A 14,599-nucleotide genomic window follows, 5' to 3' on the forward strand; every position below is an offset into this window, starting at 1 on the left:
AATTTGAAACAGCGAATCATTACTGGAGTCGTGGCCGGGTTAGGCTTTATGATTCTATTGTATCTGGGCACTTATTGGTTTGCCGGATTGATTGTCATTCTGTCTCTGATCGGTTTCAACGAATTTTTGCGAATGAACGGGCTGACGAATAACAAGATAACGGCCCTTTTTGGATACATAGGTACAGCGTGCTTAACGATACCCTGGGCTTCATTTGAACTGGCATCAGTTGGCTCCATGGACCGTTTGATATGGTTATTTATGTTCATTTTATTATGTGCTACCGTGGTTTCCAAGAATAAAGTAACTATTGATCATGTAGTTATGATGTTCTTAGGGATGGTATACGTAGGTATTGGTTTTCATTACATGATTGAGACTCGAGTTATGGAAAACGGTATGTTCTGGACGCTTCTTGTCTTTTTTTGTATCTGGGCAACGGATTCAGGGGCTTACTTCACAGGATCTGCAATCGGGAAGCATCCGCTTTGGCCAACGATTAGTCCTAAGAAATCGATTGAGGGCGCAATTGGCGGTGCCATTCTCTCCATTGTAGTAGCTATTTGTTTCTCACTTGTTTCACCAGAGCTGCTCTCATGGAAGCAAGCGCTGCTGCTTGGTGTCATTATCGCTATTGTCGGACAAATGGGGGATCTAATCCAATCCGCTTATAAACGCGTGAAAGGCATTAAAGATACGGGGGCTATTTTGCCAGGCCATGGCGGTGTGCTCGACCGGTGCGATAGCTGGTTGATCGTGTTTCCGATAGTTCATCTGCTGTCGTTAATTCCCCACGTATAAATCGATTGTTTGAGGTGAAACATGAAGCATATTTCCATTCTTGGTTCTACGGGTTCAATTGGAACGCAAACGCTGGACGTGATCTCACATTATCCGGATCAATTTAAAGTTGTTGGTCTGGCAGGGGGGCATAATGTTAAGCTGTTTGTGGAACAGGTTAACCAATTTCGTCCTTCTAAGGTTTCAGTAGCAACCAAAGAGCTTGCCGAAGAAATTAAACTTCACGTACCGGCAGGTACACAGGTGTTTTACGGAGAGCAAGGTCTATTGGAAATCGCTGCGGGTACTGAAGCTACAGATGTCGTGACGGCAGTTGTTGGGAGCCAGGGGCTTCAACCTACTCTTGCAGCGATACAAGCGGGTAAAAATATCGGGCTGGCTAATAAAGAAACTTTGGTCAGTGCAGGACACTTGGTTACTGCTGAAGCAGAACGTTATGGCGTTAAGCTGATTCCTATTGATAGTGAGCATTCGGCTATCTTTCAGTGCTTGAACGGTGAATCGAAGAAAGACATTAAAAAAATTATGATTACCGCTTCGGGAGGATCTTTTCGGGATCTCACGCGAGATCAGCTGAAGGATGTTACGGTAGAGCAGGCTTTAAAGCATCCTAACTGGTCTATGGGCGCCAAAATTACAATAGACTCCGCCACTATGGTCAATAAGGGGCTGGAAGTCATTGAGGCTCACTGGTTGTTTAATCTTCCTTACGAGCAAATTGAGGTGCTAATCCATCCGGAAAGTATTATTCATTCCTACGTTGAATTTGCTGATTGCAGCATTATTGCCCAGCTGGGCAATCCTGACATGCGTGTCCCTATCCAATATGCATTGACTTATCCGAACCGGATGCAAACACCATCTCAACCTTTGAATTTGGCTGCTATTGGGAAATTAACGTTCCGGGAAATGGATTACGAACGGTTTCCTTGCTTGAAAATGGCGTTTGATAGCGGCAAAGCGGGCGGTACAGCACCGACTGTATTCAATGCGGCTAATGAAGTCGCAGTCGATCGCTTTTTGAAGGGTGAAATCGGGTTTTTGCAAATCGAGGACATTATAGCAACGGCATTGGATAAACATGAGACGGTTTCTAATCCAAATTTGGAACAAATAACAGCCGCGGATACTTGGGCTAGACAAATAGCACGAATGGGAAGTTAATATGGATAAATGTGAATTCCCTAGCATCATTTCATTGACAAGATAATATGTTCATAACATGGCTCGGCTTGTATTCATATCGCAAATAATGTTAATCTTAATGAAAAGTATGAGCCCAACCATGGAACTGGTCTTTGACTAATCGCGATGCTTAAAGGGAGGACGTTCGATTTGGCTACATTGCAAATTGCGTTTCAAATTGTTCTGTTATTTTTTGTACTGGTGACGATACATGAGTGGGGACATTTTTATTTTGCCAAAAGAGCTGGCATCCTGGTAAGGGAATTTGCCATCGGTTTTGGACCCAAGCTGCTTTCCTTTAAAAAAGGGGAGACTCGCTATACGCTACGTTTGCTGCCTATCGGCGGATTCGTCCGTATGGCGGGAGAAGATCCTGAAATTGTACAAATCAATCCGGGACAGCGTCTTGCCTTGGCACTGAATGGTAATGAAGTGACCCATATTTATTTGAATGATTTTGATGATCGCTCCGATTCCGTTGTTGGTATTGTTGAGGATATCGACCTGGAACGTCGTCTCTTCATTAAGCTGGATATGGATGGAGAAATTAAACAGTTTTCCGTGCACCCTCAAGCGATGATGGTGAGTAAAGACAAAGAAACTCAAATCGCACCTTGGGACCGCCAATTCGGCAGTAAGACAGTTGGACAGCGTGCAATGTCTATTTTTGCTGGTCCGTTGATGAATTTTATTTTGGCGTTAGTTTTGTTCATTACTGTTGCATTCATGGCAGGCGTGCCGGATAAAGTGAAAATTCAAAGTACCGTTGCAGGCTCACCTGCGGAAAAAGCGGGACTTGTGGCAAATGACATTATTATTTCGGTCAATAATGAGCCGATTGGATCTGACCGCAACAAATTGACTTCCTTAATCAAGCAGTCGGTCAATAAGCAAATGATTTGGATTATTGAACGTAATAAGGAGCAGATCCGCAAAGAAGTGACTCCGGAAGATAAGGGTGGCGGGCTAGTAGGAGTAAGCCTTATCTCGGAGAACCGAAAAGCTTCGTTTACAGATGCAGTGAGTAACGGATGGAGCAGTTTATCAGCGGCCACAGTCTCTATACTGGACAGCTTCGGGAAACTTGTCACTCTGCAGGTGAAAATGGACGATCTGGGCGGACCTGTCCGTATAGTGGAATTCACTAGTGAGCAAGCCAGCGCAGGTTTGCCTCAATATACGTTCTGGGCGGCTATAATGAGCTTATACCTCGGCATGTTTAACTTGCTGCCGTTCCCTGCACTCGATGGCAGCCGATTAGTGTTCTTAGGCTTTGAAGCGCTCCGCGGTAAACCGGTAGACCCGGGAAGAGAAAGTATAGTGCACTTTGTCGGGTTCGCGATGCTGATGCTGCTCATGATTGCCGTGACCTATAACGATATTTTACGACTGATTAAAGGCTAGTTTACGCTAAAGTCATAGCCTTGCTGATGCAGGGCTATGTTTCTGTTTTAAATTATGCTTACGAAGTAGCTTTGCAGAAGCAAAGCTTGTAGAAGGAGAGACACATCCAAATGTCCAAAGACAAGCAGTTTGTAAAGGAGATCACCCCTCAAAGCGAGGATTTCTCCAGATGGTATATTGATGTCATTAAAAAAGCGGATCTGATGAGCTACTCTCCCGTCCGTGGATGTATTGTATTTAAACCTGACAGCTACGAAATCTGGGAAAATATCCAACGGGAATTAGATGCCAGATTCAAAGAAACAGGTCACCGCAATGCATATTTTCCTATTTTCATCCCAGAAAGCTTTTTTCAAAAGAGAAAGAGCATGTCGAGGGCTTTAACCCTGAACTGCCTTGGGTAACGGAAGCAGGCGGCGAAAAGCTGGAGGAACGTCTTGCTATTCGTCCGACTTCGGAGACCATGATCGGTCACATGTACTCGGAATGGATTAACTCTTATCGTGATCTTCCGCTGTTGATTAATCAATGGGCTAACGTCGTTCGTTGGGAAAAACGGACTCAGCCGTTCCTGCGGACAAGCGAGTTTTTGTGGCAGGAAGGCCACACGGCACATGAAGACGAAGCGGATGCGCGTCGCGAAACAATGCAAATGCTAGAAACGTATCGTGATTTTGCCGAAAACTTCCTTGCTATTCCAGTTATCGTGGGACAAAAGACTCCATCGGAGAAGTTTGCCGGTGCAGTGGACACTTATTCTATCGAAGCGATGATGAAGGACGGCAAAGCAGTACAAGCGGGAACTTCTCACTACTTGGGTACCAACTTTGCGGTAGCGTTCGATATTAAATACTTGGATCGCGAGAACCAGCATACATTTTGCCATACGACGTCTTGGGGCGTAAGTACCCGTCTTATCGGTGCCTTGATTATGGTGCACGGAGACGACAGAGGTTTGGCTTTACCTCCTAAGGTTGCTCCAACGCAGGTTATCATGATTCCAATCGGCCCTCCTAAAACGAGAGAGCAAGTCGTTGGACGTGTGGACGAATTATATGCTCAGTTGAAACAAGCTGGCGTTCGCGTTAAAGTAGACGATCGTCCAGATCAAAGTCCAGGTTGGAAGTTCAATGAGTATGAGATGCGCGGCGTTCCGATTCGTGTTGAACTCGGCCCTCGTGATATGGAAAACGGCCAAGTTGTACTTGTTTCGAGAATTTCCGGGGAAAAACGAGTGGTGCAGCAGGATCATTTTGTCGAAGAAGTGCAAAATATGCTGGCAGAAATCCATCAACAAATGTATGATAGAGCTAAGCAGTTCCGTGACGAGAATTTCACCTCGGTGGATAGTCTAGATGAATTCAAATCGTTCCTGGAGCAAAAGCGCGGTTTTGCCCTTGCAGGATGGTGTGGGTCAGATGCTTGTGAAGCACAGGTTAAGGAAGAAACAGGCGCAACAAGCCGCAATATCCCGTTTGAACCGGGTGAGCATAAGACTACGTGTATAGCTTGCGGAGAAGCAGCCAAACATACCGTCGTATTTGGTAGAGCGTATTAATTGCAAGGATATTAAGGGCAAATCGGAAAGCAACATCTCCTGTTTGCCCTTTGTATGTTTTACGGGGGAGGAAGTTCATGAGCAGTACGGCAGTGAAAAGAGAACGATTTGAAATGCTGATGCAGCAGGCCCATGTGCCTGCGGATGTAGTGAACTCTTTTTTTCAGGATGGATATATCGATAGAGTCGAAACAACCCGCAAGAATAGGGAATGGACGTTTTATATCGTGAAAAGCACGATCGTTCCCCATGATGTTTATCGAGCTTTTTGCAAAATGATCCGGGACAAGTTCGCTCATATTGCTGCGACTAAGTTTATGTTGAAATATACGGACGAGGTTGAACCGGCCCTAGTAGCTCGAGAATATTGGGGAATGTTTATCGAATGGGTGCAGCGGGAAGCAACATCGGTGAATGGCTGGATGAGCAGAGCTAAGATTGATGTGCAGGGGCACCAACTAACCCTTATGCTGCTGGATTCCATAGGTCTGGAGCTTGCTAAGAAGAAAAATATCGGTCAGTGGGTCCAAACGTATTTCTCCGATTTTTTTGGAGTAGAGTTCCAGGTTCGTTATGCGGTGGATGAGAATCGGGAAGCTGAATTCGAGAAATTCGCCAAGAAGATTGAAGAAGAAGAGAAGGTTGTTACACAAGAGATTATGACTTCAATCGAAGTAGAGGAATCGGAATCTCTTCCTGAAGCTGATCTTAAACTTATGGTGGGTTATGAGATTAAAGACCCTCCGGTACCGATTCAGATGATTCAAGATGAAGAAAAGAAAGTTACGCTGCAGGGCGCCGTATTTGGATTGGATATGAAGGAGCTAAGAAACGGCAGCACCTTGTTTACGTTTAATATAACAGACTTTACCGATTCGATGATGATCAAAGCGTTCGCGAAAACAAAAGAGGACGTTAAAATTTTTAGTTTGATTCAAAATGGGACATGGGTTAAAGTCCGCGGAAAAGTGGAATATGACCGATTTATGCAAATTCCTGAGCTGGTCTTGATCCCGAATGATGTCAATGAAGTGATGGCACCTCCGGATCGTAAAGACGATGCAGCGGAAAAGCGGGTTGAGTTTCATCTGCATACGACGATGAGTACCATGGACGCTATTACGCCGATTGATCAATATGTCAAAATGGCGGCCAAATGGGGACATAAGGCCATTGCGGTTACCGATCATAGTGGTATTCAATGCTATCCCGATGCAAACAAGGCAGCGAAGAAGCATGGGATTAAAATGATTTATGGTCTTGAAGCCAATGTAGTTAACGATGGAGTGCCTGTAGTTGAGAACGCACGATCGATGGAATTGAAAGATATCGAATACGTTATTTTCGACATCGAGACGACGGGATTGTCAATTGTCAACAACCGAATTATTGAAATTGCCGGTGTGAAAATGAAGGATGGCAAAGAGGTTGATCGTTTTGCTACATTCATCAATCCTCACGAGCGCATACCCTACAACATTCAACAGTTGACTAATATTACGGACGATATGGTGAAGGATGCGCCTGAACTTACAGAGATGCTTCCCAAATTCATCGATTTTGTCGGTGACTGCGTACTTGTAGCGCACAACGCGAGATTCGATATGGGCTTTATTCAGGCCAATTGCAAGCAGCTAGGGCTACCGGTTGTTACAAACCCTTCTCTTGATACATTAGAGCTGGCAAGACTTTTATTCCCTACAATGAAAAATCACCGACTGAATACTCTTGCTGATAAATTCAAAGTCGGTCTTGATAATCATCACCGTGCGATTGACGACTCTATTGCACTGGGCTATATATTATTTCATCTTATCAAAGAGGCAAATGAACGCGGTATTACCGATTTGGAACGTTTGAATGATAATGTCGGCAAAAATTTGAAAAATACCCGGCCGTTCCATTGCTGCATTTATGCTACGAACATGATTGGTAAGAAAAATTTATATACCTTGGTTTCCTTATCTCATACCGAATATTTTCATAGAGTGGCATGTATTCCCAAGAGTTTGCTTGCTAGCATGAGGGAAGGATTAATTATCACTTCAGGCTGTGAGAAAGGCGAGTTCTTTGAAGCCGTATTGAACAAGTCCGTGGAAGAGGCAGAGGAAGTTGCGCAATTTTACGACATACTGGAAATTCAACCTACAGGGGTTAATATGCATTTGGTGGATAAAGGCCTTGTAGGGAGTAAGGAACAGTTGGAAGGTGCCACCCGAAGAGTGCTGGATATCGGACGCAAGCTGAATAAACCGGTTATTGCAACCGGAAATGTTCACTATTTGCAGCCTCGTGATAAAATTTGCCGCGATATTACAATTAATGGTATTACCGGTTTTAGCCCATTGAAGGATATGAAAAAGCCGGATGTACACTTCAGAACAACGAAAGAAATGCTGGCAGAATTTCAGTTTCTAGGTGAAGAAACCGCGTTCGATGTCGTAGTGAAAAATACGAGCGACCTGGCTGATCAGTTCGAGGAATTGGAGTTGTTCCCGGATAAATTATTTGCTCCGATCATTGATGGAGCGGATGAAGAAATCCGAACCAAATGCTATGACACGGCCAAACGTATTTACGGTGAACCGATTCCGGAAGTAGTCACGGCACGATTGGAAAAGGAACTAGTACCTATTATCAAATACGAGTTCTCGGCGAACTATTTAGTTTCAGAGCGTCTTGTTAAGAAATCCAACCAAGACGGTTATTTGGTAGGTTCCCGTGGTTCAGTAGGTTCGTCTGTCGTTGCAACTTTCCTTGGCATTTCCGAAGTTAATCCGCTGCCTCCGCATTATGTTTGTCGGTCCTGCCAGTATAATGAATGGATCCTCGACGGAAGCATTCCAAGCGGATTTGATCTTCCAGACAAGGATTGTCCGAATTGCGGCAGTAAACTCAAGGGAGAAGGCCAGGATATTCCTTTTGAAACGTTCCTTGGCTTTAAAGGGGACAAGGTTCCCGATATAGACTTGAATTTCTCCGGTGAATATCAGCCTGTTGCTCATAACTATACGAAGGAACTGTTTGGGCCTAAAAATGTATTCCGGGCAGGAACCATCGGTACGATTGCCGAAAAAACTGCTTTTGGTTATGTGAAGAAGTTTGAAGAGGAACAGGGAAAAAAATGGCGCGGGGCAGAAGTAAGCAGACTTGCTTCCGGTTGTACCGGGGTAAAAAGAAGTACAGGACAGCATCCCGGCGGTATCGTCGTTGTGCCGGACTATATTGACGTAGATGACATAACTCCAGTTCAATTCCCTGCGGATGATGTGAATGCTGAGTGGAAGACAACACACTTTGACTACCATGCTTTTGATGCGAACTTGTTGAAGCTCGATATACTCGGTCATGATGATCCGACCATGATGCGGATGCTTCAGGATTTGACGGGTGTCGATCCTACGACAATTCCTATGAATGATCCGAAGGTTATGAGCATGTTTAACTCAACTAAATCGCTGGGTGTCTCCCCACAGCAAATACGCAGCACAGTTGCGACTTATGGCGTACCCGAAATGGGGACAAAATTTGTTCGTCAAATGCTTGATGAGACGCAACCTTCGTCTTTTGCCGACTTACTCCAAATATCCGGATTGTCACACGGAACAGGTGTTTGGCTAGGCAATGCGCAGGAACTAATTAAGAAAGGCACATGCACGATCAAGACCGTTATTGGTTGTCGTGATGAGATCATGCTCTACTTGATCTATAAGGCGGGTATGGATGCAGGACTCGCTTTTAAAATTACGGAGAGCGTTCGTAAAGGTAAAGGTTTGACCCCGGAGTGGAAAGAAGATATGAAGAAGCATAAAGTACCTGCATGGTACATCGAGTCTTGCGAGAGGATCGAGTACATGTTTCCGAAGGCGCATGCTGCTGCATATGTTATATCTGCGGTTCGCACCGCTTACTTTAAACTGTACCATCCGATTGCTTACTATGCGACCTATTACACGGTTCGTGCGGAGGACTTCGAGCTTGATTTGCTCTGCCAAGGCTATGATGCGATACTCCGCAGGTTGATCGAAATTGAGGAGAAAGCATTCCAGGCGACTCCTAAAGAAAAGGCAATGATCTCAATCCTTGAAATGGCTCTTGAAATGACGGCAAGAGGGTTCTCTTTCAAAAGTATCGATCTGTATAAATCAGATGCAACTAAATTTTTGGTTGATGGCGATTCATTGATTCCTCCATTCTCCGCTATTGGGGGGATAGGGGTGAATGCCGCTAAAAATATTGCCGCTGCTAAAGATGGCGGACCATTTCTCTCAATAGAAGACTTCCAAACACGTAGTAAAGCATCAAAAACGATTGTTGAGCTGTTAGGCTCCATGGGCTGCTTCCGCGGTTTGCCGGAATCCAACCAACTTTCGCTTTTCTAGGCATTGTATCTTTCAATGAAGCAAGCCGTCCTCATATTGCATACCTATAAGGCTTATGGTATAATCTTCTTTGGTAACAACCGTTATAAGTTCGGATCTTAGAGAGTGGGGAAACCCACTCTTTACATTTTGTTACAGAGATGAAAGCATTAGGCTTTCCATTTGATGATAGGAGGTTGCAGGTTGATTTCGCAAATTAAACCTATAGTTGAATCACTTCTTCAGCCTTTTTTGGACGAAAACAGCTTTGAATTAGTGGATGTTGAGTATGTAAAAGAAGGCAGCAATTGGTTTCTGCGAGTTTATGTAGACAAAGAAGGCGGCATCGATATCGACGATTGCGGCCGAATTAGTGAATTCCTTAGTGAAAAATTGGATGAAAATGATCCGATTCCTACAGCTTACTTCTTGGAAGTATCCTCTCCAGGGGCCGAGCGTCCGTTGAAAAAGGTGCAGGATTATTATAAAGCAGTAGGACAACATGTGTTTGTTACTACCTATGAGCCACTAGACGGGCTAAAAGAGTTCGAAGGTACGCTGCTGTCATTTGACGAGCAAACCGTGGTCGTAGAGATCGGAAAGAAAAAACACGAGATTCCGTACAATAAAGTAGCTAGCGCTAGACTGGCTATCGTGTTCTAAAACAGTGGTGGATTTTATGAGAGGGGGAGCTCCGTTCAAATGAATATGGATTTTATTGAAGCATTGTTGGAAATCGAAAGGGAAAAAGGAATCGCCAAAGAAGTGCTGATTGATGCTATTGAAGCGGCACTGATCTCCAGCTATAAACGTAATTTTAATACTGCACAAAACGTTCGCGTGGACATTAACCGTCACACCGGATTGATTAAAGTGTATGCTCGTAAAACGGTGGTAGAGGATGTTTTGGACCCTCGTTTGGAAATTTCGCTGTTTGCGGCTCGTGAAATAAACCAAAATTATCAACTGAACGATATTGTTGAAATTGAGGTTACACCTAGAGATTTTGGTCGTATCGCAGCACAGACAGCTAAGCAGGTCGTTACTCAGCGCATTCGCGAAGCGGAGCGCGGATTGATTTATAACGCCTTTGTCGATAAAGAAGAGGATATTGTGACCGGTATTGTGCAAAGACAGGATTTGCGCAATATTTATATCGATTTGGGCAAAATCGAAGCGGCGCTGCCTTTAACCGAGCTTATGCCGACAGATAAGTTTAAACAAAGCGACCGCGTCAAAGCTTATATTACTAAAGTTGAAAATACGACTAAAGGCCCACAAATTATTTTGTCGCGTACGCACCCGGGTCTTTTAAAACGTTTATTCGAGCTTGAAGTACCGGAAATTTTCGACGGTGTCGTTGAGATTCGTTCCGTTGCGCGCGAAGCCGGGTTTCGTTCCAAAATTGCTGTTTTTTCACGCAATGCGGAAGTGGATCCAGTCGGCTCTTGTGTGGGACCTAAAGGAATGCGCGTTCAAACGATCGTTAACGAGCTAAAAGGCGAGAAGATCGATATCGTGCGTTGGGTCGAAAATGTGGATGAATACGTAGCTAACGCACTCAGTCCTTCCAAGGTGCTTGAAGTGAATGTATTTGAGAACGAGAAAATGGCTCGTGTTATCGTACCTGATTATCAGCTCTCTCTTGCTATCGGGATAAAAGGGCAAAACGCTAGATTAGCTGCGAAGCTGACTGGCTGGAAAATTGATATCAAAAGCGAGACTCAAGCAGAACAAGAATACGGCCGTCCTAAAACGTACACCGAGGAAATGCACCAGGATTCGGTCAGTATTGATTAGTGTAAGCAGCTGACAAAGTAGAAGGTGATCTAAGATGAAGCAAAAGAAAATCCCTCTTCGCAAATGTGTAGCATGCCAGCAAATGATGCCCAAAAAAGAACTGATTCGTGTCGTGAAAACACCGAATGACGAAATCATCATCGACTTAACGGGTAAAAAAGCGGGACGTGGAGCTTATTTGTGTGGAAAGCTGTCTTGCTTCAGATTGGCCAAAAAGAGCCGAGCATTGGACCGTGCGTTGAAGCATTCGGTCAGCGCAGAGATTTACGATGCCTTGGAACAGGATTTCATTAAAGTAGAAGATGAGTTCATTGCTGGCAAAGAAGCGGCGGTGGATGATGAATAATAAATGGTTTAACCACCTGGGATTGGCCATGAGAGCAGGCAAGGTGATTACGGGGGAAGACTCCGTCATTGATTCTGTTCGTAAGGGCGAAGCCAAGTTAGTTATTGTAGCGGAAGATGCCTCCCCCAACACTTTGAAAAAAGTGAGCGATAAATGCAGTACGTATCGGGTTCCCCTACATCAGTACGGCAGCCGTGAGCAATTAGGAGCAAGTATCGGAAAAGAAACGCGGGTTGTTATAGCCGTAATCGATGCTGGATTTGCGAAAATGCTGAAGAAGAGTCTGGAAAATCGTACGGAGGTGGACAGTATTGAGTAAACAAGAGAATAATAAGGATAATAAACTCAGAGTATATGAATATGCCAAGTCTTTAAATATGAGCAGTAAAGAGATCATTACCATCCTTAAAAGATTAAGTATTCCGGTTAACAATCATATGAGCGTAATGGAGAACGATACAGTGGAGAGTGTGGAAAAATTTTTTAAAGATGTAAAAGCAAATGCAGCAGCCAAACGAGGAACTAATGAAACGGGGAATGCTTCTATCAGTACGAATACGAGTACAAATACAGTGAACAAAGACGCAAACGCACAAGCACAAACGCAAGCTGGACAACAGCCTAAAACAGAAACTAAGCCTCAAGCTCCACAAGGCCAGTCGAGTAATCCACAAGGCCAATCGAGCAATCAACAAAGACCTAGTGGCAGTCAGCACGGTCAAAGCTCTGGCCAATCCAACAGCGGACCACGCACAGGCGACCGTAGACCTGACCAACAAGGTCAAGGTGGCGGTAATCGTGGGCAATATGGTGATCGCAGACCGCAAGGACAAGGCTCCCAGGGCGGCGGGTATAACAACCAGCAGCGCAGCGGCAACCAACAAGGCGGAAGCTATAATCAAAACCGTGGTGGAAGTCAACAAGGCGGAGGCTACAACCAGAACCGTGGCGGTCAACAAGGCGGAGGCCAGGGTGGTCAAGGCCAAAGCCGTCCAAGCGGTGGCTACAGCCAAGGACAAGGCAATCGCACTGGTGCACCGAGCAGTAACAACAACGGTAACCGTTCCGGAGACCAACGTCCAGCTCGTCCGCAAGGCGGGTTCGAGCAACGCAAGCCGTTCGAGCAACGGGGTGCTGGTCAAGGAGCTTCCAACTCGTTTAACAAGTCCGTTGGTGCTGGGCCTGCGAGGTCTAATACACCTGTAGATGTGGACCAAGATGATGCAGCGAGCAAAGGTAAGACGACTAAGAAGACCAAACCGAATCAAAAACGTTTTGATGATAATAAAGTAAGTTCTTCCAGAGGACCGCAAAACAACAGAGGAAATAACCGCAATCAACGAGGCAGATACCAACAAGAACCAGTTAAGAAAGAAAAAGTGGATAACACCCCTAAGAAAATTATCGTACGCGGTACGATGACGGTTGGCGAACTGGCTAAAGCTCTGCATAAGGATGCTTCGGAAGTTATTAAAAAGCTGTTGTTCTTGGGCACTATGGCAACGATCAACCAAGAGCTTGATCTGGACGCAATTCAACTGCTCGCAGGTGATTATAACGTTGAGGTTGAACTGAAAATTCCGGTTGAGGAAGACAAGTTCGAGCAATTCGAAGAGAAAGACGATGAAGCAGATCTGCTTGAACGTCCTCCGGTTGTTACGATTATGGGTCACGTTGACCATGGTAAAACGACATTGCTTGATGCGATTCGCAAAACGAGTGTAACCGAAGGTGAAGCAGGGGGAATTACCCAGCATATCGGTGCGTACCAAGTAGAAATTCACAACAAGAAAATTACGTTCCTGGATACTCCTGGTCACGAGGCGTTCACATCGATGCGTGCCCGCGGCGCGCAAGTAACTGACATCACGATCATCGTAGTTGCAGCAGACGACGGCGTTATGCCACAAACCGTTGAAGCGATTAACCATGCTAAAGCGGCAAAAGTACCTATTATCGTAGCGGTTAACAAGGTAGATAAACCGGACTCTAATCCGGATAAAATCAAGCAAGAGCTTACCGAGTATGAACTGGTACCTGAAGAATGGGGCGGAGATACTATCTTCTGCAACATTTCCGCAAAACAGCGCATCGGGCTTGAAAACCTGCTTGATATGATTCTGCTTGTAGCCGAGGTTCAAGAGCTTAAAGCGAACCCGAATAAACGTGCTAGAGGTACCGTTATTGAAGCGGAGCTGGACAAAGGTAAAGGTCCGGTTGCACGCGTTCTTATTCAGCATGGTACGCTTAAAGTTGGAGACAGCTTCGTAGCCGGCGTATGCTTTGGCCGCGTTCGCGCTATGGTCAATGACAAAGGTAAAAAGCTGAAGGAAGCGGGTCCATCTACTCCTGTAGAAATTACGGGCTTGACCGAAGTTCCTCAAGCAGGCGATCCGTTCATTTGTTTCGAGGACGAACGTAAAGCAAGAGCTATTGCCGAAAAACGTGCTATTACCTTGAGACAATCGGAAATGGGAGCGAATGTTCGCGTAACCTTGGACGATCTGTATAAACATATTAAAGACGGCGAAATCAAAGATTTGAACGTGATCATTAAAGGGGACGTTCAAGGATCGGTTGAAGCGCTGCGCGGTTCTCTTGAGAAAATCGATATCGAAGGCGTTCGCGTTAAAATCTTGCATAACGGCGTAGGCGCGATTACTGAATCCGACGTAATTTTGGCTTCAGCATCTAATGCTATCGTTATCGGCTTTAATGTTCGCCCTGAGCCGCAAGCTAAAAACACTGCGGATCAAGAGAAAGTGGACATTCGTCTGCATAGTATCATTTACAAAGTTATCGAAGAAATCGAGCAAGCCATGAAAGGGATGCTTGATCCTGTCTTTAAAGAAGTGGTTATCGGGCAAGCTGAAGTCCGTAACATCTTCAAAGTCTCCAAAATCGGCGTTATTGCTGGTTGCATGGTCATTTCCGGTAAAATTGCCCGCAATGCCAAAATGCGTCTGATCCGCAGCGGAATCGTAGTGTTCGAAGGCAATATCGATTCCCTCAAACGTTTCAAGGACGATGCCAAGGAAGTGGCTCAAGGTTACGAATGTGGTATATCTCTAGAAAAATACAACGATATTAAAGAAGGGGATATTATCGAAGCCTTCGTAATGGAGACTGTTGAGAGGTGATTTG

At 45.0% G+C, this 14,599-nt stretch carries 11 protein-coding genes; all 11 read left to right on the forward strand.

Features of this window, described 5'->3' with window-relative positions; translation table 11 throughout:
* Nucleotides 1-3: 3 nt before the first annotated feature.
* The 11 genes from QMA13_RS13110 (at nt 4) to infB (ending at nt 14,595) form a co-directional block, all read left to right on the forward strand.
* Nucleotides 4-801, forward strand: coding sequence for a phosphatidate cytidylyltransferase (locus QMA13_RS13110; RefSeq protein ID WP_282941860.1), 798 nt, complete (start codon nt 4-6; stop codon nt 799-801).
* A gap of 21 nt (nt 802-822) precedes the next feature.
* Nucleotides 823-1,965, forward strand: a complete 1,143-nt coding sequence (locus QMA13_RS13115) for a 1-deoxy-D-xylulose-5-phosphate reductoisomerase (protein ID WP_282941862.1) — start codon at nt 823-825, stop codon at nt 1,963-1,965.
* 171 nt (nt 1,966-2,136) lie between these two features.
* Entirely contained in the window at nt 2,137-3,390 is a 1,254-nt protein-coding gene (gene rseP, locus QMA13_RS13120) for an RIP metalloprotease RseP (RefSeq protein WP_282941864.1), read from the forward strand.
* Nucleotides 3,391-3,500: 110 nt separating this feature from the next.
* On the forward strand, nt 3,501-3,794 hold the full coding sequence (locus QMA13_RS13125; RefSeq protein WP_282941866.1) for a class-II aminoacyl-tRNA synthetase family protein: 294 nt from the start codon (nt 3,501-3,503) through the stop codon (nt 3,792-3,794).
* Nucleotides 3,710-4,948 (forward strand): proline--tRNA ligase, encoded by a 1,239-nt coding sequence (gene proS, locus QMA13_RS13130; RefSeq protein ID WP_282943387.1) that lies wholly within the window; start codon nt 3,710-3,712, stop codon nt 4,946-4,948. The genes QMA13_RS13125 and proS overlap by 85 nt, the downstream gene beginning before the upstream one ends.
* 77 nt (nt 4,949-5,025) lie before the next feature.
* A complete protein-coding gene (locus QMA13_RS13135) occupies nt 5,026-9,330 on the forward strand; it encodes a PolC-type DNA polymerase III (protein WP_282941868.1) in 4,305 nt (1,434 codons plus the stop codon).
* 165 nt (nt 9,331-9,495) lie between these two features.
* Nucleotides 9,496-9,972: a ribosome maturation factor RimP gene (gene rimP, locus QMA13_RS13140; protein WP_282941870.1), complete on the forward strand. Its 477-nt coding sequence runs from the start codon at nt 9,496-9,498 to the stop codon at nt 9,970-9,972.
* Between the two features lie 39 nt (nt 9,973-10,011).
* A complete protein-coding gene (nusA, locus tag QMA13_RS13145; RefSeq protein WP_282941872.1) occupies nt 10,012-11,109 on the forward strand; it encodes a transcription termination factor NusA in 1,098 nt (365 codons plus the stop codon).
* Nucleotides 11,110-11,143: 34 nt separating this feature from the next.
* Entirely contained in the window at nt 11,144-11,455 is a 312-nt protein-coding gene (gene rnpM / locus QMA13_RS13150; RefSeq protein WP_028550466.1) for an RNase P modulator RnpM, read from the forward strand.
* On the forward strand, nt 11,412-11,774 hold the full coding sequence (locus tag QMA13_RS13155; RefSeq protein WP_282941875.1) for a YlxQ family RNA-binding protein: 363 nt from the start codon (nt 11,412-11,414) through the stop codon (nt 11,772-11,774). Before rnpM ends, QMA13_RS13155 begins: the two co-directional genes overlap by 44 nt.
* The gene (gene infB, locus QMA13_RS13160) at nt 11,767-14,595 is read left to right on the forward strand and encodes a translation initiation factor IF-2 (RefSeq protein ID WP_282941877.1); all 2,829 of its coding nucleotides are present in this window, start codon (nt 11,767-11,769) and stop codon (nt 14,593-14,595) included. The genes QMA13_RS13155 and infB overlap by 8 nt, the downstream gene beginning before the upstream one ends.
* Nucleotides 14,596-14,599: the final 4 nt, after the last annotated feature.

This window comes from Paenibacillus sp. RC67, from assembly GCF_030020805.1.
Classification (GTDB): Bacteria; Bacillota; Bacilli; order Paenibacillales; family NBRC-103111; genus Paenibacillus_S.

What these genes read in the sequence shown, in the direction of transcription:
- rnpM (WP_028550466.1), top strand. Translation starts at nt 11,144, where the DNA reads ATGAAGCAAAAGAAAATCCCTCTTCGCAAATGTGTAGCATGCCAGCAA.
- QMA13_RS13125 (WP_282941866.1), top strand. Translation starts at nt 3,501, where the DNA reads ATGTCCAAAGACAAGCAGTTTGTAAAGGAGATCACCCCTCAAAGCGAG.
- QMA13_RS13155 (WP_282941875.1), top strand. Translation starts at nt 11,412, where the DNA reads ATGAGTTCATTGCTGGCAAAGAAGCGGCGGTGGATGATGAATAATAAA.
- QMA13_RS13115 (WP_282941862.1), top strand. Translation starts at nt 823, where the DNA reads ATGAAGCATATTTCCATTCTTGGTTCTACGGGTTCAATTGGAACGCAA.
- QMA13_RS13135 (WP_282941868.1), top strand. Translation starts at nt 5,026, where the DNA reads ATGAGCAGTACGGCAGTGAAAAGAGAACGATTTGAAATGCTGATGCAG.
- rimP (WP_282941870.1), top strand. Translation starts at nt 9,496, where the DNA reads ATGATAGGAGGTTGCAGGTTGATTTCGCAAATTAAACCTATAGTTGAA.
- nusA (WP_282941872.1), top strand. Translation starts at nt 10,012, where the DNA reads ATGAATATGGATTTTATTGAAGCATTGTTGGAAATCGAAAGGGAAAAA.